The sequence below is a fragment of the Kitasatospora sp. NPDC050463 genome (genome assembly GCF_040655255.1).
In the GTDB taxonomy this organism is placed as follows: Bacteria; Actinomycetota; Actinomycetes; order Streptomycetales; family Streptomycetaceae; genus Kitasatospora.
The window spans coordinates 29,755-54,645 of sequence record NZ_JBFAJO010000027.1 but is presented as its reverse complement, the minus strand read 5'-3'; the positions used below and the strand labels follow the sequence as shown (position 1 = coordinate 54,645).

General features: G+C 73.6%; 17 protein-coding genes. 2 read left to right on the top strand and 15 right to left on the bottom strand.

What is annotated here, in order from left to right; all coding sequences use genetic code 11:
* Positions 1–49: 49 nt before the first annotated feature.
* On the bottom strand, positions 50–352 hold the full coding sequence (locus tag AB0J08_RS18895) for a WXG100 family type VII secretion target (protein WP_360634883.1): 303 nt from the start codon (positions 350–352) through the stop codon (positions 50–52).
* Between the two features lie 46 nt (positions 353–398).
* Positions 399–1,208, bottom strand: coding sequence for a hypothetical protein (locus AB0J08_RS18890; protein ID WP_360634880.1), 810 nt, complete (start codon positions 1,206–1,208; stop codon positions 399–401).
* A gap of 244 nt (positions 1,209–1,452) precedes the next feature.
* On the opposite strand from AB0J08_RS18890, the gene AB0J08_RS18885 reads away from it, so the two are divergent.
* Together AB0J08_RS18885 and AB0J08_RS18880 are read left to right on the top strand one after the other, a co-directional pair.
* Entirely contained in the window at positions 1,453–9,318 is a 7,866-nt protein-coding gene (locus AB0J08_RS18885; RefSeq protein WP_360634877.1) for a hypothetical protein, read from the top strand.
* Complete coding sequence (locus AB0J08_RS18880; RefSeq protein WP_360634874.1) at positions 9,318–11,882, top strand: right-handed parallel beta-helix repeat-containing protein; 2,565 nt, start codon at positions 9,318–9,320, stop codon at positions 11,880–11,882. Before AB0J08_RS18885 ends, AB0J08_RS18880 begins: the two co-directional genes overlap by 1 nt.
* A gap of 82 nt (positions 11,883–11,964) precedes the next feature.
* Here AB0J08_RS18880 and AB0J08_RS18875 read toward each other — a convergent pair whose 3' ends face one another.
* From AB0J08_RS18875 to AB0J08_RS18815, 13 genes are all read right to left on the bottom strand, one after another.
* Positions 11,965–14,094, bottom strand: a complete 2,130-nt coding sequence (locus AB0J08_RS18875) for a molybdopterin-dependent oxidoreductase (protein WP_360634871.1) — start codon at positions 14,092–14,094, stop codon at positions 11,965–11,967.
* A 60-nt stretch (positions 14,095–14,154) separates the two neighbouring features.
* A complete protein-coding gene (locus tag AB0J08_RS18870) occupies positions 14,155–14,943 on the bottom strand; it encodes a DNA alkylation repair protein (protein ID WP_360634868.1) in 789 nt (262 codons plus the stop codon).
* A 94-nt stretch (positions 14,944–15,037) separates the two neighbouring features.
* Positions 15,038–15,739 (bottom strand): hypothetical protein, encoded by a 702-nt coding sequence (locus AB0J08_RS18865; protein WP_360634865.1) that lies wholly within the window; start codon positions 15,737–15,739, stop codon positions 15,038–15,040.
* A gap of 107 nt (positions 15,740–15,846) precedes the next feature.
* Positions 15,847–17,478, bottom strand: coding sequence for a DHA2 family efflux MFS transporter permease subunit (locus AB0J08_RS18860; protein ID WP_360634862.1), 1,632 nt, complete (start codon positions 17,476–17,478; stop codon positions 15,847–15,849).
* 213 nt (positions 17,479–17,691) lie between these two features.
* Positions 17,692–18,291 carry a class I SAM-dependent methyltransferase gene (locus AB0J08_RS18855; protein WP_360634859.1) on the bottom strand — a complete coding sequence of 200 codons (600 nt, stop codon included), beginning with the start codon at positions 18,289–18,291 and terminating at the stop codon, positions 17,692–17,694.
* The gene (locus AB0J08_RS18850) at positions 18,288–18,848 is read right to left on the bottom strand and encodes a hypothetical protein (protein ID WP_360634856.1); all 561 of its coding nucleotides are present in this window, start codon (positions 18,846–18,848) and stop codon (positions 18,288–18,290) included. The genes AB0J08_RS18855 and AB0J08_RS18850 overlap by 4 nt, the downstream gene beginning before the upstream one ends.
* A 99-nt stretch (positions 18,849–18,947) precedes the next feature.
* Positions 18,948–19,628, bottom strand: a complete 681-nt coding sequence (locus AB0J08_RS18845; protein ID WP_360634853.1) for an NAD(P)H-dependent oxidoreductase — start codon at positions 19,626–19,628, stop codon at positions 18,948–18,950.
* On the bottom strand, positions 19,625–19,861 hold the full coding sequence (locus tag AB0J08_RS18840) for a ferredoxin (protein WP_360634850.1): 237 nt from the start codon (positions 19,859–19,861) through the stop codon (positions 19,625–19,627). Before AB0J08_RS18840 ends, AB0J08_RS18845 begins: the two co-directional genes overlap by 4 nt.
* Before the next feature lie 100 nt (positions 19,862–19,961).
* A complete protein-coding gene (locus AB0J08_RS18835) occupies positions 19,962–20,585 on the bottom strand; it encodes a hypothetical protein (RefSeq protein ID WP_360634847.1) in 624 nt (207 codons plus the stop codon).
* 6 nt (positions 20,586–20,591) lie between these two features.
* Positions 20,592–21,527 carry a carbon-nitrogen hydrolase family protein gene (locus tag AB0J08_RS18830; RefSeq protein ID WP_360634844.1) on the bottom strand — a complete coding sequence of 312 codons (936 nt, stop codon included), beginning with the start codon at positions 21,525–21,527 and terminating at the stop codon, positions 20,592–20,594.
* A 4-nt stretch (positions 21,528–21,531) separates the two neighbouring features.
* Positions 21,532–22,530 carry a carbon-nitrogen hydrolase family protein gene (locus AB0J08_RS18825; protein WP_360634841.1) on the bottom strand — a complete coding sequence of 333 codons (999 nt, stop codon included), beginning with the start codon at positions 22,528–22,530 and terminating at the stop codon, positions 21,532–21,534.
* Between the two features lie 106 nt (positions 22,531–22,636).
* Positions 22,637–23,401, bottom strand: coding sequence for a class I SAM-dependent methyltransferase (locus tag AB0J08_RS18820; protein WP_360634838.1), 765 nt, complete (start codon positions 23,399–23,401; stop codon positions 22,637–22,639).
* On the bottom strand, positions 23,388–24,887 hold the full coding sequence (locus tag AB0J08_RS18815) for a coproporphyrinogen-III oxidase family protein (protein ID WP_360634835.1): 1,500 nt from the start codon (positions 24,885–24,887) through the stop codon (positions 23,388–23,390). The genes AB0J08_RS18820 and AB0J08_RS18815 overlap by 14 nt, the downstream gene beginning before the upstream one ends.
* Positions 24,888–24,891 lie beyond the last annotated feature (4 nt).

Here is a 24,891-nt window from a genome sequence, read left to right as displayed (position 1 = left end):
ACGCGGCGGGGGCCGGGACGTCCGTCCCGGCCCCCGCACGGTGCTGGTGTCACTTGCTCTCGCGCAGGCTGGCGGCCATGTCCTGGTCCATCTGGTGCATCTGGTCCTTGATCTGCCGGAACTGCTTGGCGAAGCCCTTGATGCCGTCCATCGCGGCCAGCAGGCTGGTGTTGAACTTGTCGTACGCCTCCTGCATCGCGGGGCTGGACTGCTGGAACACCATGCCGTCGCCGAGCAGGCCGTTCACGTCGTTCTTCAGGTCGTTCAGCATCGGCACGATGTTGTCGCTGGCCGAGTCCAGCCGGCCCGAGGTGGCCTCGATCTTCTCGAAGTCCAGGGAGATGTTGGGCATGGTCGTCCTCTCGAAGGGTGGTGGGTGACCGTGGCCGGGGGCCGGGTCAGTACATCGTCGGGGGGTCGTAGTCCGGGTCGGGCTCCGGTGGGCCGCCGCCGGTCTGCTGCCACTCCTGGCCCGGCCCGCCGCGGTGGTACTCGGTCTTCACACCGTCGTTGTCGGTGACGGTCATGTCGCCGCTGCCGTCCTCCCGCAGGTGCGTCTCGGCGTGGTTCTTGGTGCCGTCCGCGTACACGGTGTCGGTGGTGAAGGAGCGGCCGTGGTCGGTGTAGCTGGTGGTCGAGGTGTAGGTCTGGCCGTCGTGGGTGACGGTCGTCTCCTCCTTGATCACGTTGTTGTCGCCGTCCAGCGTGAGGTGGGTGTGCACCGAGCCGTTGGCGGTGTCGATGGTCTGGTCGACGGGCGGCGCGCCGGGGTCGGTCGCCTTGCAGAAGTCCGGGACCGTCCCGTCCGGGCCGGGGGTGCACTGGTCGGCGTGGGCGTTGCGGTAGTCCCAGGCCGCCTTGTCGTTGCGCCAGGCGTCCAGGCCCATGTTGGTGCCCATCACCCCCAGCCCGTCGGCGACCTGCGCGTCCACGTCGAAGTAGCCGTCGGCGACCGCGCCGAAGACGTCGCCCAACTGCTTGAGGTGGTCCACGGCCCGGTTCATCGGGTCCTTGGAGAGCCGGTAGAGGCTGCGGAAGCCGTTGGTGACGTTCGGGTCCCCGAACACGGCCTGGGCGTCGCCGAGCTTGCCCGAGCCGTACTGGGAGAAGAGGCTGTCGTGCAGCGTCGGCGAGATCCGGTCCGCGAGGCTGTGCAGGTCCTTGCGGGCCTCGTGGAGGATCCCGTAGTCCATCGAGAAGTCGGGCAAGGGTCCCTCCGGTCGGGTCGGCACACCGTGCTGCTGCGCCCGGACCACGTCCGAGCCCCGGCCCCGGTTCACCACGCCTCGCCGGCGCGGCCCGGGGCGCCGCGGTGAGCCGTCGTCGAGCTGCCGTCCAGCCGCCGTCGGGCCGTGTGAACCGCCGGGGCCGTCCGGCCGTGGTCAGGCGGGAGTGCTCCGCGCACGGCGGCGGGCGTCCCACCCGCGAGGCCGCGTACGGAGAGGACCCGAGATGGCTCAGCGTCCGACCGACTGGACCGCGATCGGCCTGAGCGGTGACCCCACGCCGGGGGATCCGGACCGGATGGACGAGGTGCAGCGCTCGCTGGCCGACCTCGGCCGGGTCGCCCGGGAGATCGACGACGCGCTGGACGCGGTGCTCAACAAGACCGGTGACGGCGCGTTCGTCGGGCAGACGGCCGACGCGCTCCGCGACAAGATCAGCGGACCGCTGCGCGGCTTCGTCCAGTCGGTGGCCGACGCCTTCGAGAACTCCGCCCGGGCGCTGACCACCTACGCGGGCGTGGTGCGCGACCAGCAGTGGCGCGCGGACAACGCGCTCTCCCAGGGTCGCGGCCTGGCCAAGGACGACTCCCGGCTGACCGAACTGGCGGGCACGGCCCGGCAGGCCGGCACGGCCCAGGACGAGGCCGGCCGGACGGCCGGCAGCGCGCTCAGCAGCGCCGCCCGGGGGATCAAGCAGCCGGTCTCCGACTGCGACCTGTTCTGGGAGGCCTTCCAGTGGCTGGCCATCGCGCTGATCCTGCCCGCGCTGATCTTCGGCGGTCCGATCGCGCTGATCGCCATCGGCGCCAACCTCGCGATCTTCGTCAAGACGGCCGTCGACTTCGCCCAGGGCAAGGCCAGCGCACTGGACCTCTTCCTCTCCGGCCTCGGCATGATCGCACCGACCACCAAGGGCATCCCGCTGCTCAAACTCATCAGCGCCGGGGCCAAGTTCACCTGGACCGGGATCAAGAGCGTCGGCCAGACGGTGAGCAACTTCTTCCGCGGCGTGTTCACCGGCGGCGGCCTGCACGGCTTCAGGTTCCTGCCCGGCCTGTCGGACCTCGCCAGGATCACCGGCAGCTGGATCAAGTCCGGCGGTCTCTGGGTGAAGAGCACGATCACCAACCTGCCGCACCTGGCGGGCGTGACCTTCAACGCCGGTGGTCTCGCCGTCATCCAGGGCATCAAGAGCCTGCCCGGCCTGGTCCGCGGCCTGCCCGCCGGCCTCGGCCGGATCGGTACCGGGTCCTGGAACTTCGCCCGGGCCGAGCTCGGCGGCACCAAGTGGCTGCGGCTGTTCCTGCCGGTCGACGCGGCCGAGATCGGGCGGTTCGGGCTGCGCGGCGCCCTGCGGATCGGTTTCTTCGAGCGCGGTGTGCTCGGGAGGTTCCGGTTCGGGGCGCCCCTGCTGGGCACCGCCGGGCGCACCGCCGCGGCGATCCCCGTCCCACCGCCGCTGCACCAGGTGGACGCCCTGGTCGACCTGCCGCGCGCGGACCTCGCGAAGGTCCGGCTCGGCGACTGGTCCGGACCGCGCGGTCTGGACCTCCCGCACCTGGAACCCGGCGGCCTCGGGCTCTCCTTCTCCCGGCCGCCGACCTTCGGCGTGCACTCCGGCTTCACCGACCAGCTCTCGTTCGCGCCGCACGCCGTGCGTCAACTGGACGCCCTGCTCGACATCCCGGTCCGCGAGCTGCACTCCGTCCGGATGGGCGACTGGGGCAACCTCACCGTCACCCCGGGCGGCCTCCACCTGGACACCGGCCTCGGCGTCAGTGCCCACCCGGGCGGACTCGGGGCGGGGGCGGGCGTGCACGCGGGCACGCCCGCCAGCCTGCACCTGCCGGGCACGCTCGGCAGCGTGCAGCCGGCCCCGGTCCACCTCGCCGAGGTCACGACGGGCGCCGGCACCGGCGCCGTCCACCTGCCGTCGGTGCAGACCCAGGCGATCGGCCTGCACCAGCCGACCACCGGGGTGGGCACGATCGGCACGGGGGCCGTGCACACCGCCACCCCGCACGTGCCCGCCGTGCACACCGCCGACCTGTCGGCCCCGACCACCCAGCTGGCCCCGACCACTCAACTACACGGGCCCACCGTGCTCCAGCACAGCGGCGGCCTCACCCCCGGCATCGCCGTTCCGGGTGCGTCCGTCCCCGGCCTCGGCGCGGTCGGCACCCCGGGCGCGCAGCTGCACGGCGCGCTGGACCTGCTCGCCACCGGCTCCCCGATCAACCGTGCGGATTCCCCCGTCTTCAGCACCGGTGCCCACCTCGGCGACCACAGCCGAAGTGCCCTGAACGCCCATCAGGTCAACCTGCACCTCTCCGAGTTCGCCCCTCCCCGGGTCACCGTCGCCCCGCCGGTCGTGCTGCCCGGCGTGCACACCGTGACCCCGCCCGCCACGGGGGTGGTCGGCCGGGTGGACGACGCCCTCGGCCTGCTCGACACCGGCGCCCTGGCCCGCACCCAGTCGCCGACATCCCTGGTCCAGGCCCCGACCGTCCAGGCGCCGGCCGTTCATTCGCCGGTCGTGCACACTCCGACCGGTCACACTCCGGCCCCGGTGGTCCTCACTGCGGCCCCGACGCCCCCGGTGCACACTCCCAGCGGTACCGGACTCCCGCACGGCGCCGGCCCCGAGCGGCTGACCGGCGCCCAGCTCGACCGGCTCTGGCGCGAGCAGAGCGACCGGGTGGTCGCCCTGTTCGGCCGGGCCGACGACCCGGGTCGGGTGGCCCGCCTCGATGCCTGGGCCGATCTCACCCTGGCCCGCCACGAGTTCGGCCGGGCCGAGCGGCTGCTGTCCGACCTGCACTCCCGCCCCGGCTCCGGCTCGCGGCCCAGCCCGGTGGTGATCCACGCCCAGGCCTCGGTGGACGCCGCCGCCCAGCGCCTCGACGACACCCTCGACCGGCTCGCCGCGCTCGGCGTCGACCCGGCCCGGATGGACCAGGACCTCGCCCGGCTCACCGCCGACAGCCTGCGCGAGCGCCCCCGGCTGCTCGGCGGAGCCGAGACCGGCGGCGGCGCCCCGCCGGTGCACGTCCAGCCGCAGGTCGCGCCCCAGCTCGCGCCGCAGCCGCACGTCCAGCCCCAGCTCGCACCGCAGCCCGCACCGCAGCCCGTCGTGCTCACCCTGACCGACAGCGCGGCGGGCGGCCCCAACGGCTGGCGGATCGAGACCACCACCGCCGGCGGCGGGCCGGTCCACCGGGTGCTGGACGCCCACGACGTGCCGGACCCGACGCTGCGCCCGATCGCCCGCCCCGGCGGCGGCTTCGACATCCACAACGCCCAGCTCGGCAGCGTCCAGAGCTACGACGGAACCGGCCGGCTGGTGGCCGAGGACCTCCCGCTCACCGGCCCGGACGGCGCACCGGTCGGGCAGTACGTGCACATCGACTTCGACGGCCAGGGCCACCCGACGTACCAGGTGCACGACGTCGACGGCGTCGTGGGGCTCCACGTCAGCCCCCGCCCGGGCGGCGGCTTCGACCTGCGCGACCCGGTGACCGGCGGACACCGCGGCTTCGACCACGGCGGACAGTTCGTCGAGGAGGGCCGTCCGCTGCTGGTCGCGGGCGGTGTGCCGCTGGGGCCGGTGCTGCTCCTCGGCCACGACAACGGGGTGGTCACCCGCTCGCTGGGCAACGCCGGCGGCCACGACCTGACCGTGCTGAACGGCGGGGCCGGCCTGCGGGTCACCGACCCGGTCACCGGCCGCTCGGTCCGGTTCGACCCCGACGGCGGGTTCCAGGGGGAGAGCCTGGCGCTCGGTGACGGGGCGGGTCTGCGGGGGACGCACTTCGTGGTGCCGCAGGGTGGTGGTCACGTGCTCACCGATGTGGCCGGTACGCGGTTGCCGCAGCCGGTGACCACGCTGCCGGACGGCACGGTGCGGCTGACCGACCTCGGGACCTTCCGTTCGGTGCGTTACGGCGGTGACGGTCTGCAGGTGGAGAGCGGTCTCGCGGTGGCGGACGTGCACGGTGTGCGGGGGCTCCACTTCCTCACCGACGGTGCCCCGCACCGGCTGACCGATGACCTCGGTCGGCCGACGGGTCTGACGGCCGATCCGCTGCCGGCCGGTGGTTGGCGGGTGACCGATCCGCAGTCCGGGGTGTCCACCCGATACACGCAGCAGGGCGGCTTCGGCGAGCAGGGCATCTCGCTCGGTGACGGGGCGGGTCTGCGGGGGACGCGCTTCGTGGTCCCGCAGGGTGGCGGTCACGTGCTCACCGATGTGTCCGGTACCCCGCTGCCCGAGCGGGTGATCGCCCACCCGGGCGGCGGCTTCCGGGTCGAGCAGCCACCCCTCACGCCCGGCGGCGGCCTGCGGTACCAGCGGCACGGCGCGGACGGCACTCTCCAGGTCGACGGGCAGCAGGTGCTCGACGGCACCGGCCGGCCGCTGGGCCATCTGGAGCGCCCCGCCGGCGGCCCGGTCCACCCGCTGGCCTTCCAGTGGCTGGACGCCGGCTTCCACCCGGACCCCCGGTGGATCGTCACCCCGGAGGGCACCGGGTTCCGGGTCGTCGACCCGGCCGGCGGGTTCCGGGTCTTCGACGACGCCGGGCGGATCGTCGACGACGGGACCAGGCTGCACGGCCCCGGCGGAGCGGTGCTGGACCAGTGGGTGGTGGTGCACACCCCGCCCGGTGGCCCACGCACCCTCGGCGTCGTGGACGCCGGCGGCACCCCGCTCCCGCACCTCACCGCCGTCGACCGGCCCGGCGGCGGGCACCAGATCACCGACACCACCGCGGGCGGGGACTTCGTCCGCTACGGCGCGGACGGTGCACGGCTGGAGACCGGCACCGGGCTGCAGGGCCCCGACGGCCACCCGAACGGCACCTTCGCGGTCGTTCCGGAGCCCGGCCCCGGCGCCGTCGCGGGCCCGGGCCACCTGGAGGGCCCGGCCGGCGTCCGGGTGCCCGAACGGATCGTCACCGTGCGGCCGGACGGCGGGCTGCAGGCGTCCTTCGACCGCCCGGGCGGCGCCCGGCACGGCGAGTTCACCGTCCACGCGCCGAACGGGGGCGCCGTCACCCACCAGGGCTTCAACGTGGTGGACGGCGGCCGCCGCACCGACCACCAGTACGTCATCGACCACACCGCGGCCGGGGGAGCCACCTGGCAGCGGACGCCGCACCCGGCGGCGGCCACCCCGCCCCCGGTCGGCACCGGCGCGTTCCACCACGGTCGGGTGGAGATCACCGGCGGCGGCAACCGCATCCGGCTGCTGTCCGCCACCTACACGCCGGTGGAGGTGTTCGAACGGCGGATGCTGTCCGGTGGCGGGATCCTGGACGCCTTCCGGCGCACCGACACGCTCTCCTTCGGCGACCTCAACCGCCGGACCGCCTGGGCGCAGTGGGACGGCGCCGGCGGCCTGGCGGGCCACGGCACGCGCCGCTACGACACCTCCGGCTTCGGCTGGCGGGACGTCGACCACCGGGGCACCACCGTCCACCAGTACCGCGACGGGCTGCAGAAGACCGGCGGCGTCACCGGCCACACCTTGGCCGTCCGCGGCGCCGACCGCTCCTGGACCTGGCACCGCTTCGACGGCGCCGGGGTGGAGCTCGGGCACGGCCCGCGCACCCAGCACCGGGACAGCGGCTGGACGGACCGGCTCGGCGACGGCACCAACACCGTCGTCCAGAAGCAGTGGGGGATGGGCCACGGGCCGGACAAGGCCGGGCACTTCCAGGAGTACACCTGGCGAAACGGTGTCGGGCAGACCTGGGAGCGGCAGTCCCCGCACGGCAAGGAGGTCGGCAAGCGCGAAGTCCTGGCGACCGACCGGGGGGTGCTGACCACGACCCGCTGGTCCGAGCAGCGCCCGCCGCTCTGGGTGCGCGACCGGCTCGGCGGGGCGCCGCAGGGCTCCGTCCGCCACCTGGGCAGTGACACCCGGTTCCAGACCTTCCTCTGGAACAAGACCGGCGGTGTGAACCCCGGTGGCGGCCTGCGCTACGTGGGCATGGACAGCAGCGTGGTCGACCTGGGCGCGGACGGCCGGTTCGTCCGCTCCACGGTGAAGCTGCACAGTGGCGCCACGCTCAAGGTCGGTGACCACGCCACCCCGCCGCCCCATCCGCCGACCAACCCCGCGCACGTCCCCTGGGAGGAGCCCGGCCGCGCCGGCTACCGGGCCGAGCTGACCCCGCCGGCCGGCGGCGGCGCGAACCACCCGGTCTGGCAGGACCGCTTCCAGGCACCGGGCGGCCACGACTGGCGGGTGGCCCGGGAGGGCTTCCCCGACGGCTCGGTGCGCGAGTACCGGGTGCCGCCGCGGGTCGATCCGGTAACCGGGCAGGTCCACGCCCGGTCGGCCGACCCCTGGGTGCAGCGCGACGCCCACGGCAACCTGACCGGCACCCACGACAGTTGGAGCGACGCGCACGGCAACGTCACCCGGATCACCGGCACCGGCCGCCCGGACTCCGCCGAGTGGCGCTGGACCGGCACCGACCACCTGGGCAACCCGGTCTCCGGTCGCCGGCTGGTGTTCCGCGGCTCCGACGATCCCCGGCTGCCCTGGGACGACTCCTTCCGGGACTTCGACGCCACCGGCGCGCTGGTCCGCGAACGGAACATGCTCGACGGCGGCCGGTACGCGGACTCCTGGCGGGGCGTCGACCCGGTGGGCGGCGGCGAGCGCTGGTTCACCCGCAAGTACGGACCGGACGGCGCCGCCGTCGACTACGGCGCCGGACAGCAGGTCCGCCGCTGGTGGAACGGGACCACCCGGACGTGGGACGACCAGTGGCGGGCCGGCGCCCGGCACTTCCGGGACGAGTTCCGCCCGGCCGGCGGCGGCCCGGCCCTCACCGTCCGCGAGGTGCCCCCGCACCTGTCGCTCGGCGACGGCCCGCTGCGGGTGCGCGAGTACGTCCAGGGCAACGGCGCGCCGCACCCGCCCGGCGCCTGGAAGGAGTTCGACCACGGCGCGGTGGTCCGCGAGCGCAAGCCGCTCGGGGACGGCACCTTCCTGGAGAAGGACGCCTGGCGCAGCCAGTGGCGCCGCTACGACGGCAACAACCGGATCATCGCGCAGCGCACCGACAGCGGCCTGGTCTGGGAGACGGCCCCCGGCGGCCGCTTCCGGGTCACCGGCAACGAGTACGACTTCCGCGGCCCGCTCACCGAGATCCGCGGCTTCGGCCGGCGGATCCGCGAGGCCAACCGGCTGCCCTGGGGCGACTCCGTCGAGATCCGGGTGCCGCGGATGCGGAACGCACTGGACGGGGTGCCGGGCCTGCCCGCCGCGAACCACGGGATCGTGCCACTCGGCGAGGCGCTCTACCAGCCGTACTGGAAGGTGCTGGCGAAGAAGGTCGCGCTGGAGTTCGGGCAGGAGTTCGTCCTGGAGTTCGCCGCCAACCTGGCCGTCAACGGCATCGTCGCGGCCGTCAACAACAAGCCGTTCACCGGCAAGGACGCGCTCAAGTCCTTCGCGAACGCGGCGGTCGGGGCCGGCGTCAAGAGCCTGGTCTCCACCGGGATGCACGAGCTGCGCGGCTCCGCCGTCGGCGGCCCGAAGTCGGTGCTGGGCAACGTGGACGGCGGGAAGCACGAGCTGCGCCGGCCCAACAACCACGACAAGCACTGGGCCAACGAGTGGGCGGGCAACGAGACCCCGACCCGCTGGCGCGGCGGCACCTACGACTTCTTCTACAACGCGGCGCTGGGCGGCCTGGTCGGCTGGGTCAACGGCTCGATGAACGCCGCCGTCTGGGGCGTCACCGGGGCCGACGGCAAGACCCACGTGCTGAGCGGGATGGACGCCTTCCTGGACGGCGGCATCGCGGGCCTGGCCGGGCTGACCACGGCGAGCAGCGCGGCGATCGCCAAGAACGCCGTGATCATGGGCGGTGGCAGCCGGTTCTTCCACCGGCAGGGCTTCGCCGAGTTCTGGATCCAGCTGCCGTTCAAGATCTTCGAGAAGTCGATCACCTCGATCTGGCTGACCAACGCCTACCGGGCGAGCATCAACCCCCCGTGGTACCGCAACCCGGCCCCGGTGCCCAAGCCCGTCCTCACCCCCGCCCCCGTACCGCAGCAAGGACAACAGCCCTGATGCAACACCGGACACACCGGATCCACGCCGTCGGCCCGCGCGGCCGGGGCGTCCACCGCCTGATCGCCGACGCCCTGCGGGCCGCCCTGCCCGGCGACACGGTGGTGGTCGCCCCCGGACGCTACGAGGAGTCGCTGGAACTCCCGCGGCGGGTCGTGCTCCTCGCCGAACAGGGCACCGGCACCGTCCTGCTGGCCGCCCCGCCCGGCGGCGGCCCCGCGCTCACCGTGCAGGGGCCGGACTGCCTCGTCCGCAGCCTGGACATCGAGGGCGCCGACCCCGGCGAGCCCGCCGTCACCGTCGCCCCCGGCGCCGGGCTGGTGCTGGCCCACTGCACCGTCCGCGGCGGCCGGGTCGAGGTCCGCGGGCCCGACGGCCCCGAGCCGGGGCAGCGGGACGCCGACGGTGAGGACGGCACCTCGGCCGTGCTGCTGCGGGACTGCCGGCTGCACGGCGCCCGGCTCGCCGCCCTTCGCCTGTCGGGTGGCGCCCGGGTCCGCGCCGAGTCCACCGTGATCGCCGACACCGACGGCACCGGCGCCGTGCTCTCCGGGACGGCCCGCCTGGACGCCGTCCGGCTCCGGCTGGAGTCCACCACCGGCTCCGGGATCCGGCTGCGCGGGCGCTCCCGGCTCCGGCTCGCCGACTCCGCGCTGCACGGCACCGGCCGGGCCGGCCTCCTCCTGGAGGACGGCGCCGGGGCGGTCGTCGAGACCACCCGGATCGAGGCGCCCGGCGCGGCCGGCGTGCACGTCACCGGCACGGCCTCGGCCCAGCTGGTCGACTGCCGGATCCTGCGGGCCGCCGCCAGCGCCCTGGTCGTCCAGGACGACGGCCGGCTCGGCGCCGACGGCTGCACGGTCGCCGCACCCGCCGCCAACGGCCTGCTGGCCACCGACCACGCCCGGGCCGAACTCACCGACTGCCGGCTGGACGACTGCGCGTTCAGCGCCGTCCACCTCTCCGGCGAGGCCGCCGCCGTCCTCACCTACTGCCGGGTGCGGGGCGGCGCCGAGCACGGCGTCCACCTGGCCGGGAAGGCGGACGCCGCGCTGACCGACTGCACCGTCACCGGCGTCGCCATGACCGGCGTGGCCGTCACCGAGTACGCGCGCGCCACCGTCGCCGGCTGCCGGATCGCCGCCGCCCACACCGGCATCGCCGTCACCTCCCCGACCGGCTCCCGGATCGAGCACTCCACCGTCACCACGACCGCGCGGGCCGGGCTGGAGATCGGCACCGGCGGCAGCGCCGTCCTGGTCGGCAACCGGGTCGCCGAGGCGGGCGCGGCCGGCCTGCTGCTGGACGCCGGCTCCGACGCCCGCGTGGAGGGCGGCTCGGTGGAGGGCAGCACCGGCTCCGGAATGGTGGTGTGGACGGGCGCCCGGCCGGTCGTCGGCGGCCTGCGGATCGAGGACACCGGCCGCAACGGCATCTACTTCGCCGAGGGCGCCGGCGGCGTGTTCACCTCCTGCGACGTGGTGCGCAGCCGCTTCCCCGCGCTGCACCTGGCCGAGGGCGCCGCCCCCCGGCTGCGGCGCTGCCGGCTGCTCGACTGCACCGAGGCGCTCGGCGGCGAGGCGGGCGCCGCCCCCGTCTTCGAGGAGTGCGACCTCGGCGACCGCCCGGGGCTCCCGGCGACCCCGGCCGCTCCCGCCCTCCCGACCCCCGCCGCCCCGCCGCGCCCGGGCCTGCCCGGCGCCGCCGGGCCACCGACCGCCGTCCCCGCCGAACCGTTCGACGAGACGGTGGTGGAGGAGAGCCTCGACGACCTGCTGGCGGAACTCGGCACCCTGGTCGGCCTGGACCGGGTCAAGCACGACGTGCACTCGATGGTGAAACTGATGCAGGCCGTCCGGCTGCGCGAGGAGGCCGGGCTCCCCGCCCCGCCGCTCAGCCGCCACCTGGTCTTCGCCGGCAACCCCGGAACCGGCAAGACCACCGTCGCCCGGCTCTACGGACGGCTGTTGAAGGCCCTCGGACTGCTGCGCCGGGGCCACCTGGTCGAGGTGGACCGCAGCGCCCTGGTGGGCGAGTACGTCGGGCACACCGGGCCGCGCACCGCCGCCGCGTTCACCCGGGCGCTCGGCGGGGTGCTCTTCATCGACGAGGCGTACTCCCTGGTGCCGGCGGCCGGCGGCGGACACGACTTCGGCTTGGAGGCCGTCGCCACGCTGGTCAAGCTGATGGAGGACCACCGCGACGACGTGGTGGTGATCGCCGCCGGCTACCCGGCCGACATGGCGCGGTTCATCGCCTCCAACCCCGGGCTCTCCTCCCGCTTCACCCGCACCCTGGTCTTCGAGGACTACACCGCGCCCGACCTGGTCGCGATCGTCGACCACCAGGCCCGCGAGCACCGGTACGAACTCACCGCGGACGCCCGCCGGCGCCTGCTGCGCCACTTCGAGACGATCCCGCGCGGCTCCGGCTTCGGCAACGGCCGCTCCGCCCGGCAGACCTTCCAGGAGATGACCGAGCGGCAGGCCCAGCGCATGGCGGAGCTCACCACCGCCCCCACCCCCGGCCAACTCACCGCCCTGGAGCCGGAGGACCTCCCGTAGGGCCGCCCCCGGCCCGCGCCCTCCGGCCGGGACGCCGGCCCGGCGTCCTGCCGGCCTGTCCGAGTGCACGGGGCGGTGCGGCTCAGGCGTCCTGCCGCGCCGCCCGGGTGACGGTGCAGCGCAGGCCGCGGAAGGTGGAGGAGCCCATCTCGGCGTTCTCGTCCTCGTTGGTGGTCAGCAGGTTGACGTTGGCCTCCCGCCAGCCGCCGTCGGCGCCGCGCTCCGGGTACCACCAGGCGGCCGGGGCCATCACCACCTCGGGGGCGATCCGGTCGGTGAGCAGCACGCGCAGCCGGATGCGGCCGGTGCGGGTGGCGAGTTCGGCCCAGTCGCCGTCGGTCAGGCCCTCGCGGGCGGCGGCCTCGGGGTGCATCTCCAGCCGGGGCTCGGGCTCCTTGGAGCGCAGCGAGGGCAGGTCGCGGAACTCGGAGTTGAAGTAGAACGGCGAGTGCGCCGAGGTGAGCAGGTAGGGGCCGTCGTCCGGCCCGCCGACCGGCGGGCCGGGGACGGGCAGCGGAGGGTAGCCGAAGGCCCGCAGGGCGTCGCACCGCAGGCCGACCTTGCCGCTGCGGGTGCCGAAGCCACGGCTGCGGTACTTGTGGTACTCCAACGTGGTGGCCCGGTAGTGGAGTTCGGCCAGCTGCCGCCAGTCCATGCCGATCGGCTCCAGCCGGGTGTCCAGGGAGTCCCGGGCGTCGGGCCAGAAGTCGGCGGACAGGCCGAGCCGGTGGGCCAGCTCGGTGAGGATCCACTCGTCGGAGCGGGTGTCGCCGACCCGGGCGAAGGCCCGGCGGGCCGCGACGTAGTGGGCGTGCTCGACGATCTGGTCGCGCTCCAGCCAGCCGCCGACCGGGAGGACGAGATCGGCCATGGCGGCGGTCGGGGTGAGCCGGAGATCGGCGACGGCGAGGAAGTCCAGCCGCTCCAGGGCCCGCCGGACCCGGTCGGAGTCGGCGTAGTTGAGCAGCAGGTTGCTGCCGTGCACCAGCATGGTGGTGACCGGGTGGGGGGCGGTGGGGTCGAGCACGGCGTCCCAGACGGAGCCGGGGTGGGCCCAGCCGGACATGGCGAGGATGCGGTGCCGGTCGCCGCCGAGGCGCTTGGCGGCCTGCTCCGGCGCCAGCAGCTCGGCACGCGGGAAGGACCGCCGGCCGTCGATGCCGGGCGGGTCCCACAGGACGTCGCCGCCGGGCGCGTCGAGGTTGCCGCAGATCGCCGAGAGCAGCAGGACGGCCCGGCAGGTGTGGAAGGAGTCCCGGTGCTGCTGCGGACCGGTGCCGAGCTCGATCGCGGCGCTCGGCGCCGCCGCGTAGGCGAGGGCGGCGGCCCTGATCAGCTCGGCCGGCACGCCGGTCCGTTCGGCGACGGCTTCGGGCGACCAGTCGGCGACGTGGGCGGCGAGGTCCTCGAAACCGACGGTGTACTTCTCGACGAACGCGTGGTCGTAGGCGTCGGCCTCGATCACGGTGTGGATCATCGCCAGCGCGAGCGCCGCGTCCCCGCCCGGGCGGACCTGGAGGAACTGCTCGGCGCGGGCGGCCAGCGACGTCTGCCGCGGGTCGACCACGATCATCCGGGTGCCGTCGCGCACGGCGGCGAGCAGCCGGGTGCCGATCACGCCGTCCCCGTGGGTGAGCGCCTTGTTGGAGCCCCAGACCAGCACCAGGTCGGGCCGGCCCTCGTAGTCGCAGAAGGTGAAGCCGCCCGCGGTGAGGATGCCGGCCATCACCCGGGGGTAGAAGCAGACGTGCGCCGGGCCGAGCACGTTGGGCGTGCCGAAGCTGTTGGCGAACCGGAAGAGCCACTCCTGGTAGTTGCGGTCGGTGCCCTGGGCCAGCACCACCGCCTCCGGGCCGCGTTCGATCCGGGCCCGGTCGAGGGCGGCGGCGGTCCGGTCCAGCGCCTCGTCCCAGCCGATCGGGCGGAACTCGCCGCTGCCGCGCGGTCCGGTGCGCAGCAGCGGCGTGGTCAGCCGGTCGGGGTGGTTCAGGTGTTCCAGCGAGGCGCGGCCCTTGGCGCAGAGGAAGCCGTGGTTGTTCGGGTTCTCCGGGTCGCCCTCGATGGCGGTCAGCCGGCCCCCGTCGACGGTGACGACGGCGCCGCAGCCACCGTGGCACATCCGGCAGATCGTCCGGTGCCGGCCGTCCTCGGCGAGCACCTGGACGACCGGGAGCGGCCGGCGGTGCCGGTCGGCGGGACTCTGGGCGGTCATACGGGCCTCCGGGCGGGCGGCGGGCGGGCGGTGGACGGGGCGCGGGCGGGGCGCGGACGGTCAGCCGCGAGGGCGGCGCCCGCCGAGTTCGGCGTGTTCCCGCAGGAGGCTCCGGCAGGTGTCGTCGTCGATCGGCCGGATCGCCTCGCGCAGGGTGAGTCCGGAGACCCGGGGCAGGCGTGCGCGCAGCCAGTCGGCGATCTCCTCGGGGTGGTGCTTGGCACCCTCGCGCAGGGCCCAGCCGAGCGCCTTGCGCACGAAGAACCGGGAGTCGGTGAGCAGCGGGTCGGCGAGCTCGGCGAAGGCGCCGAAGTAGTGCGGGAACTCGCCCCGGTCACGCAGGGCCAGCAGGTAGGACAGGATGCCGCCGCGCCGCACCCACTGGTCCTCGTCCCGGCTCCAGCGCAGGAAGTCCTCGGACGTCTCGGGCAGCCGCAGCAGCAGGGCGCCGGCGCCCTTGGGGGCGATCAGGTCGACGTGCGCCCAGGTCTCGCACTCGCGCAGCAACTGCTCCAGGTAGCCGGTGTCCGCGCGGACCAGCAGGTCGGAGCGGGCCTCCAGGAGCAGCGCGGCGCAGGAGCGCGATTCGTGGACCGGTGGCGCCCAGAGCTCCTCGGTGAGCTCCAGCAGGGTGTCCCGGTCGAGCCCGGGGTGGCGGCGGACGAAGCCGCGCACCACGGTGCGCATGGCGGGCAGCGGCACGCCGATGTGCTCCAGGCTGCTCTTCAGGTAGGCCTTCTCGCCTTCGGCCCGGCCGGGCACGGCGCTGTCCTCCAGCTCGGACCTGAGCCGGTCGGCAAGGACGGGGGCGGGCGGGGTGCCGAACGTCTGGGGGGTCTTGCGGGTCACCGAGGAAACTCCGGTCGGACGGGGCCGGACGGGCCCGGGCGCAGGGGCCCGGCCCGTCCGAACGCTGATGGTTCTCTTGGAGGTTGACGTTACGTCAGTCAGCGTCGTGGTACGGGTAGCGGAGCTCGCCGGCCCACAGGTACTCGGAGGCGGGGCGGCCGCTGCGGCCCTCGGTGTAGCGGAACACGTCCTGCCAGATCGCGCTGACCTTGTCGTTGCGGTAGGCGATGCTGGGCCCCTGCTGGTCGTACCAGCGGACGATCTCCAGGAAGAACGGGCCGGTGGCGTCCTCGCCGAAGTAGACCACGGCGCGGTCGCCGGTGGTCAGCTTCTCGTCGCGCAGGGTCGGCCAGTCGCGGGACATCAACTCGTGGAACTCGGCGACCTTGTCCGGGCGGACGAGGTAGTGGGCGAGCCCGGTGTAGGCGTCCTCCTCCGGGAGGTCGGGCTCGTCCTGGAAGTAGCCCATCCGGTGCACGATCGGGTAGTCCACCGGCGGCCGGCCCTCGCGGGCCTCGGTGATCGCCGCCATCTCCTGCCAGATCGCGTTGACCTCGGGGGTGTTGAAGGCGCGGCTGACCGCGTTCTCGTCCACCCAGGTGACGATCTCGAAGAAGACCGGACCGTGCTCGCTCTCGCTGTGGTAGACGGTCGCGGGCTCGTCGGTGACCAGGCCGTGGGCCTTCAGGGCGGGCCAGTGACGGGCGATGATGTCACGGGCCTGCTCGGCACAGCCGGGCTTGACCATGTACGTCGCCATCATGTGCGTGGACAGCACCACGGGGGACTGGGACATCGGATGACTCCTCGGTTCTCTTCGTTCGGTGCGGATCGGTCTGGTCGGCGTGGGCCGGTTGGGGCTGGTTGGGGCTGGTTGGGGCGGGTGGGGACGGGGGGCGACGCTCAGGCCTGCTCGGCCGCCGCCGGGGCGCTGCCCGTGGCCCTGGCGGCGGGCGGTCGCGGGGCGCCGAAGACCGGTGCCGGGACGTCCCGGATGAGCAGGAGGGCGACCACCCAGCCGACGGCCAGCAGGCCCACCGGCAGCAGCAGGCCGCTGTGCATGGCACTGGTGAAGGCCTGGGCGAAGGCGTCCTGGACCTTGGCGGCCTGGGCCGGGTCGGCGCCGGCCAGGGCGGGCGGCGGGCCGCCGCTGCCGATCTTCAGGGCGCCGTCGGTGAGCGGGGCGAACGCCTGCTTGAAGCCCTCCCGGGCCTCCGGCGGGAGCGCGAGGGCCTGCTCGTCCACCCAACCGCGCAGGCCGCTGGAGAGCCGCAGCGACAGGATCGCCCCGATCGCGGCGCTGGCCAGCAGCCCGCCGATCTCCTGCGCGGTGTTGACCAGCCCGGACGCGACCCCGGCCTGCGGGGGCGGGACTTGGCGCATCCCGACGCTGAACAGCGGCGAGAACACCAGGCCCATCCCCAGGCCGGCCAGCACGAACGGGCCGAGCAGCGCGAGCGTACCGGTGTCCGTCCCGGTGACCAGGACGAACGCGCCGAGCCCGGCGGTGAAGCAGGCCAGCCCGGTCAGGATGACGGCCTTGCCCGAGCCGCGGTCGGAGAGCTTGCCGCCGACCCCGGCGACCAGGGCCGAGGTGAGCGGCATCGCGGCGATGGTGAAGCCGGCCCGCAGCGGGGACATCCCGAGCACGGTCTGCAGGTAGAGCGAGATCGGCAGGAAGGCGCCGAGCATCGAGAAGCCCATGATCGCCGCGACGATGTTGGCGGAGGCGAAGTTCCGCAGCCGCAGCAGGTCGAACGGGAGCAGCGGGCTGGAGCGCTGGTGCCTGCGCTGGTCCAGCACGAAGTAGGCCAGCACCAGCAGCCCCGCCGCGATCGCCGACCAGGCGGTGGCGTTCCACTCCAGGCGTTCGCCCTCGATCAGGCCGAAGGCGAGCGCGGTGAGGCCGAGGACGAGCAGGGCGGTCGGCAGCACGGCCAGCGGCTGCCGTTTGCCGGGCCGGTAGTCGTGGACGTGCCGCAGCACCAGGTAGGCGGTGGCGATGCCGATGGGCAGGTTGAGGTAGAAGATCCACCGCCAGTCCAGGTAGCTGACGATGACGCCGCCCAGCGTCGGACCGGTCAGCACCGCGAGCCCGGAGAGCGCGCCGGTGAACCCGAACGCCGCGCCCCACTTGGAGGGCGGAAAGACCATGGTGACGATCGGGAGGATCTGCGGGGCGAGCATGGCTCCGCCGATGCCCTGGACGGCACGGGCCGCGATCAGTACGCCGGCGTTGGGCGCCACCCCGCACAGGCAGGAGGCGGTCACGAACACGGCCAGCCCGTAGAGGTAGACCCGGCGCGGGCCGAACAGGTCGCCGAGCCGGCCGGCGACGATGAGCAGGGTGGCGTAGCCGAGGATGTAGGCGCTGAACACCCACAGGCCCTCGTCCAGCGAGGCGTGCACGCCGGACATCACGTGAGGCAGCGCGATATTGACGATCGTCATATCGAGCAGCGTCATGAAGAAGCCCATACTGAGCACGCCGAGAATGAGCCAGGGACTTTTGTCCCGGCTTTGCGGGGTGGGCATAGGTGGCTCATTTCTTGGAGCGCCGGAACTCGCCGGAAGCCGTCGGAAGCCGTCGGGCGAAGCGGGCACCGGGCTCCGGGAACGGGGAAGCACGGAATGTCCGCCGGTCACGGCGGGCCGGCGCGAAACGGTCGCGAAGGGTGGGTCGTGAAGGGTGGTCGCGGTGGGTGGCCGCGCAGGGTGGTCGCGGGCGCGGCGGGTGGCCGCCCCGGTTCAGTCCGCGCGGCGCAGGACCACCGCGTTGGCGTCCAGCTTGAGGACGTCGGTGTGCAACTGGAAGGGCATCAGCGGCCCGGTGCTGAACCGGTCCGCGGGGAAGTGCCGGGTGAGCGCGGGGGCGTCCACCGGCTTGAACGGGAACATCTCCTGCCGGCTGCCGCGCAGGTAGAGCAGGCCGCCCGGGCTCAGCAGCCGGGCCACCTCGGTGGCGTAGCGGTCGCGGTCCTCCGGGCCGAGGTGGTGGAAGCAACCGCGGTCCACCAGCAGGTCGAACTCCTCGTCCGGCAGGTCGAGTCCGCGGACGTCGCCGACCGACAGCTCGATCTCCAGGCCCAGTTCGGCGGCCCGCGCGGCGGCCAGGCCGACGGCCTCGGCGCTGATGTCCACCCCGGTCGCGCGGTACCCGGCCCGGGCCAGCGCGACGGTGTCCCAGCCGGTGCCGCAGCCGAGGTCCAGGGCGCGGGCGCCGGGGGCGGGCGGGGTGGCGGCGAGGAAGCCGACCAGGTCGGGGGAGGGGGCGCTGAGCTCCCAGTACTGGTGGTGGTCCCCGGCCCGGTAGGCCCGGTCCCAGTCCATCGTGGTGGTCGTCGTCAAGGTCGTTGACCCCTTCCGGAGGCGCGCCGGACCGCACCGTGCGGCCGGCGGGGCACGCCGGCGGCGGGCGTGCGCGGGGGGAGGAGGCTGCCGCCCACGGCGCCGGCCGTGGGGGTCGCGGTGGCGTACCAGCCGACCACCTCGGGGCGCCCGGGCGTCAGGACGGGCGAACCCCGGTAGACCTCGTACCGGGGCCAGTTGGCGCGCAGCGCGAGGTCGGCGGCCGGTGTCACGTGCCGGTGCCGGACGGGCGGTTCGGCCTGGGCCGAGCCGCCCCGCCACAGCATCAGCCGCTCGCTGAGGACGGGCAGCACGCGGATGCCCAGGCTGTCCCGGCGCGGATCGAGCAGGGACAGCCCGGCGACCCGGTCCCGGGGCACCGACAGGCAGGCGTCGAAACGCCGCCGGTCGGGCGCCGTGGACTCCGGGTCGTCGTACAGGACTTCGATACCGACGGTGCGGTCGTCGGAAATCCCGCGATTGAACAGAAAGGCGGTGAGGCGAAGCCAGGTCGCCTCGCGCGGAGTTCCGTTGGACGGATGGCGGAGACTGATCACGAGAAGTGGTCTGGGGAGCACCGGGAACCATTCTCCGGCCCCCTGGAAATGCGCACCCAACGTGTGCGTCTTATTCACAGGGGTGACGCTATCAACGGGTCAGCGCCCGCGTTTGACTGTCCTGGACACGTTCGGAACTAATTCCGGCCCGATCCGGCCGGGTCGGGCCGACGCCGGTCCCGGTGCCGACGCCGGTCCCGCTCCCGGTGCCGACGCCGCCACCGGCCGCAGCAGCGCCGCCGCCCGGGCCACGCTGCGGGCCAGCTCGTCCACCCGCGCGCCCAGCTCGGGATCGGCCGGCTCGCCGCCCGGCAGCGCCGTCCGCGCCTGCGGCACGGCGACCTGCTCGGGCACCATCCAGGCCCGGTACCAGCGCGCCACCAGGCGCAGGTGGTTGAGCGCGTTGGAGTTGTTGCGGCCGCCGAGCGCGCAGATGGCCCCGAAGACCTTCCCCTCGACGTGCTCGAAGTCCAGCAGGTCCAGGGCGTTCTTCAGGGCCCCGCCGATGGTCCCGTGGTACTCCGGTCCGGCCAGGATGATGCCGTCGGCGGCCCGGAACTCCTCCCGCAGCAGCTTGACGTCGGGGCGGCTCGGCCACGGATCCTGCTTGTCGCCGTTGCAGAACGGCAGGTCCAGCTCGCGCAGGTCCAGCAGGGAGGTCCGGCAGCCGTCGGCGTCCAGTACGGCGATCGCCCGGCGCAGCAGCACCTGGCTGGTCGAGCCGGGGCGCAGCGAGCCGCCGAGGCCGAGGATCCTCGGCCCCGGCGGGCGGGCGCTCACTCCTCCTCGCAGATGGCGTCCGCCGGGCAGCAGTCCATCGCCTCGTACACCAGCTCCTCCTCGTCCTCGTCGGCCGGCTGGCGGGCGACGAACGTGTAGCCGGCCTTGTCGTTGCGGACGAAGGAGTCCGGGGCGATGCACCGGCAGGTGTCGCAGTCGGTGCACTCCGCGTTGACGTAGAACCGCCCCGGCGCGTTCTCCGGCAGCCGGGCCGGCACCGGGTAGCCGCTCATGCCGTCTCCTCGCTTCGCTCGGCCGCCGCTTCGCGGCACGCGCACCCCTGGATGATCCGCTCTCCCCCGGACTTCGGCCGGGGGTGCCCCCGTCGCCCGCTCATGCGTGGCTCCGGCCGGCGTGGACCAGTTCCAGCACCCGGTCGGTGTCGGTGCGCAGCAGGTGGCCGTAGGTGTGGCCGAGTTCGTCCGCGGGGGCGTAGGCCAGCACCTCGACGCTGTCGAAGCCGGCCAGGTAGTCGAGCACCCGGCGGACGTGGTCGGGGGTGTCGACGCAGAGTCCGAGGTGCGACATCAGCGCCCGCTTGCGCTCGGGCGGCTCGTCGGCCCAGGCCCCGTAGGAGCGGCAGGTGAAGAACTCCACCTCGGTGCCGCGCTCGGTGGTCAGGTTGATCCAGTGCCCGGGGGTGCCGTGCACCCGCGGCGCGATGTGCGAGGGGCCGGCGGACACCCGGCCGAGGCCCGGATGGGCCCGGACGGTCTCCAGCCAGGCCTCGTACTCCTCCTCGGCGCGGTAGTCGCCCAGGTAGACGGCGACGTGGTGCAGGCCGGTCAGCCGCAGGGTGCGCGGGTCCAGCGGCTGGCCGAAGAAGGCGAGCAGCGCGTCGGCGGTGCTGGTGGCGGCGGCGCGGTCGGCCCAGTCGAGGACCTCCTTCAGGGCGGGCTCGCGGTCGGCCCCGGTGGGCAGGTGCTCGGCGGCGGGGTAGAGCAGGCTGGGTGCCATGGCTGATCAGCTCCGTCGACCGGTCGTCAGGTAGTCCGTGATCAGGGTTTCCAGGTCCTGGTGGCCGGCGTACGGCTTCAGCAGTTCCTGGTACAGCTCGGGCCGGCGGCCGTGCAGGCAGAAGTAGAGGCTCTTGCGGAACGACAGGTCGACCTCCCGCAGTTCGCGGATCCGGTCGAGGTCGAGCTCGGCGATCAGCACGCCCTCCTCCTCGTCCAGCGAGCCGACCAACCCCTCGGGCGAGGCGACGGTGCTGTGGCCGGCCACCGAGATGGAGACCGTCCGCCCGGCGCGCTCGCCGGTCACCTCGCCGACGGCGCTGGCCAGCAGGGTGTAGCAGACGTTGAAGGAGGAGTTGGCCTGGATGCACGGCCGGGTGATCTGGATGTTGCCGCGCAGCGCCGCTCCCGGCACCGCGATGATCTCGGCGCCGCGCATCGCCAGTGTCCGCGGCACCTCGGGGATCCAGAAGTCGGAGCAGACGCAGATCCCCAGGCGCCCGAACGGGGTGTCCACGATGACGAGTTCGTCGCTGGGCGAGACGGTGACCATCTCGGCGGCGAAGCGGTGGGTCTTGCGGGCCTTGGCGGCGATCCGGCCCTGGTCGTCCAGCAGGACGGCGGTGTTGTAGTAGCGGTCGTCCTCGCGCTCGACGACCGTGCCGCAGAGCAGGTAGCAGCCCTTGGCGCGGGCGACCTCGGCGAGCCGGTCGAAGACCGGGCCGGGCACCGGCTGGTCGATCACGCCCTTGAGGTGGGCGCGGCCGGGGAAGTAGAAGGGCGGGCCGAGGAAGAACTCCGGCAGGATGATCAGCTCGACGTCCTGGACGGTGTCCAGCAGGGCGAGCGTCCGGGCCAGGTTGACCTCGGGGTCCGGGTCCCAGAAGGTCTGGATCAGCGCGACCCGGGGCCGGCTGGTGGCGAGGTTGCGGTCGACGGTCATGTGCTCAGGCTCCGTCCGAGGTGCCCGGGGACGCCGGGGCGTGGTCAGGAGTGCCCGGGGACGCCGGGGCGTGGTCGGGGGTGTCCGGGGTGGTCCGCGTACCGAGGGCGTCGGCGGCCCAGTCGGGCAGCGGCCCGTCCGGGTGGGTGGCGGCGGTCAGCGCCAGCCCCAGCGGCGAGCGGCGGAAGTCGGCGGCGAAGGGCGCCGCCTCGCGCATCCGGCGCAGTTCGTGCAGGTCCAGGTCGGCGGTCAGCAGCACCTCCTCGCGGTCCGCCTCGGCGAGGACCGGCTGCTGCTTGCGGAAGTCCCGCGAGTAGGCGCCGATCGCCAGCGGGCTGCGCAGGATCGCGCTGCGGCCCATGTAGGTGAGTCCGGCGAGGGTGTTCTCGCCGGTGGCGCTGGCGAACAGCACGTAGGCGCAGTTCTCGGCGGCCCGGGCGAGCAGCATCTGCCGCACCGGCTCGGCGAACGGCCGCAGCAGCACCGAGGGGGCCACGATGACCTCCGCCGACGCGGCGAACAGGCCGCGCAGCACCTCGGGGAACTGCACGTCGTAGCCGAGCGCGAAGCCGATCCGGCCGAGCGGTGTGGGGAAGACGCGGGCACCGGTGGCACCCGTGATGAAGTGCGCCTCCAGGTCGTACACCATGGTGCGCCGCGCGGTGCCGACGAGGACCCCGGTGTCGTCCAGCAGCACGGCGGTGCTGTGCACGTGCTCCCCGGCGCGCTCCAGCACGCCGGCGGCGATCCAGACGCCGAGCTCGCGGGCCAGGCCGGCCAGCCACTCGGTGAGCGGTCCGGGCACCGGCTCGGCGATCTCGTGGCTCTTCGGCAGGTTGAGCGCGGTGGCGAACACCTCGGGCAGGACGACGAGCCGGCAGTCGTCGTCGGCCGCCGCGCGCACCAGCTTCTCGGCCCGCGCCAGGTTCTCCGCACGGCGGTTGGTGGCGACGGACAGCTGGACGACGCCGACCCGGTACCGGCGGAGATCCGCGGTGGGCATGGTCGTGCTCCTTCCGGAGGAGGGGGCTGCGTTTTCGCCCGCTCGGCGGCCCCGGGTGCGGTGCCCGCCGCAGTGGCGGGCACCGCACCCGGACCGGGGCGGACCGTCAGTCGAAGATCCGCTCGTAGATGCCGGGTTCGCCGACGGTGTACCCGGTGTCCCGCGCCCGGGAGGAGACCACCAGGTTGATGCCTTCCTTGGTGACGCTCCAGTCGCCCAGGCCGACCTGGTCGAGCAGCTCGCGCATCTCCTCGGTGGAGTACGAGGCCCGCAGCGAGGTCATGAACGCGTTGGCGTCACCGCCGGCGTACTGCAGCACGAAGGAGACCATGCCCTCGTCGGCGTCGCGGGCCAGGTCGTACAGCAGGACGGTGCCGCCGGGGCGGCAGACCCGCGCCAGCTCGGGCAGGATCCGGGCCGGCTTGTCCCAGCGGTTGATCGCGCAGAAGCTGAACACCACGTCGAAGCTGTCGTCCGGGTACGGCAGCCGGCTGTACCGGGCCCAGTCGCAGGCGAAGTCGCCGCCGTAGGAGACCAGGTTGGCGAAGATGGTGTTCTCCCGGGCGACCTCCAGGAAGGCGTCGTTGCTGTCCAGCCCGGTGAAGGTGGAGTCGCGGTGCTGGGCGGCCAGGCGCAGCGACAGCAGCCCGCTGGCGCAGCCGATCTCCAGCACGTCCTTGTCCGGCCCGCAGTCCGGTCCGATCAGCTTCATCATGTGCTGCATCGGGATGATCATCGAGGTGCGCACGCTGCGGTCGTAGGCGCGGCACTCCTCGGCGGTCTCGAACGGGTCGCCCTGCGGTGCCCGTTCGGCGAGGTCGAAGATCCGGCCCCGGCGGGCGCGGCGCGCGGTGGTCTCAGAACTGGACAAGGGGGAGCCCCTTCCGGCCGTCGGTGCGGTCGATCTGCCACTTGAGGATCTCGGTGCTCGCCGAGGTCGGCTGCGGGAGCCGGTAGTTGGCGTCCGAGTAGAAGCTCTTGGAGATGTTGTCGATGTAGTACCAGCCCTTGGGGTAGGTGACCTGGATCGCGTCGTCGTCGACCTCCAGCAGCCCCTTGGCCACCAGGTCGTCGACCTTGTCCTTGAAGTACTCGTACGGGTCGACGCCGTGCCGCTCGCGGTAGACCGAGCGCTTGACCCGCAGCAGCTTCAGCCCCAGGACGAGGCTGCGGCAGCGCTGCTCGTGCTCGTCGGTGTAGGCGCCCATCACCACCGGCAGCCGGCCCTCGTTGCACCGGCTGATGTAGGACTCGATGTCCGGCTCGTTGAGGTACATGTGGTTGTTCAGGTACCCGTAGGCGCCCGAGCCGATGGCCACCATGTCCCCGCACCGGCCCCAGATCTGCGACAGGTGGTCGGTCAGGTAGAAGGTGTCCGTCTCCAGGCCGCGGTACGGCTTGCTGCCGTCCTTCACCACCGGGTAGGTCTTGACCCCGGCGGCCTCCCACTCGGGCCGCATCGGCTCGATGAAGTCGTTGTAGGTGAGCGCCAGGTAGCCCGCGTCCATCAGCGTGGTGTGCAGGTACTGGTACATCTCGTCGGCCTCGCGGGTGCTCGGGCAGGGCGGGGTGGCGCCGCTCTGCAGCGCGAAGAACACCTCCGAGCCGGGCATGACCGCGTAGTTGTAGACGGAGAACGACGTCACCGGGAGGTCCATCAGGGTGCGGATGTCCTGCGCCCACAGGTCCGGGGTCTGGCCGGGGATGCCGATCATGTAGTCGATGCAGAGGTTCTCCAGGCCGCTGCGGTCGATCAGCTCGATGGTGCGGGTGGCGGACTCGCCGGTGTGCGCCCGGGCCCGGCCGAGGTAGCGCAGCAGCGGGTCGTGGAAGGTCTGGACGCCCAGGCTCATCCGGTTGACGCCGTGCTTGAGCAGCACGTCCAGCTTCTGCTGGTCGACGTCGACGGGGGTCGACTCGATGGTGATCGAGCAGTCCGGGCTGAGGTTGAGCCGCTGCTTCATGTAGCCGAGCAGGTCGTCGAGCTCCTCGGCGCGCAGCGTGGTCGGGGTGCCGCCGCCGAAGTAGCCGGAGGTGAACACGGTGTCCCGGACGTGCGGCAGCTGCGAGTACAGGTCGATCTCGCGCTTGAGCGCCTGGATGTAGCGCTGGGTGAGCGTGTTGCGGGTGGAGAACTTGTTGTACGGGCAGCTGGTGCAGACCTGGTTGCAGAACGGGATGTGCACGTAGAACGAGGTGGTCCTGGGGAACTTCTCGCGGGTGGCGTAGATCTGGTCCGCCGTCAGCGGCTTGACGTCGCACGGGTACCAGCGGACGAACTCGATGTCCCGCTCCGGGTAGTCGCGCCAGAAGCTCGGGGTGTCGAGGAAGTTCCGGGTGATCGCTTCTTGGGTCATGTGC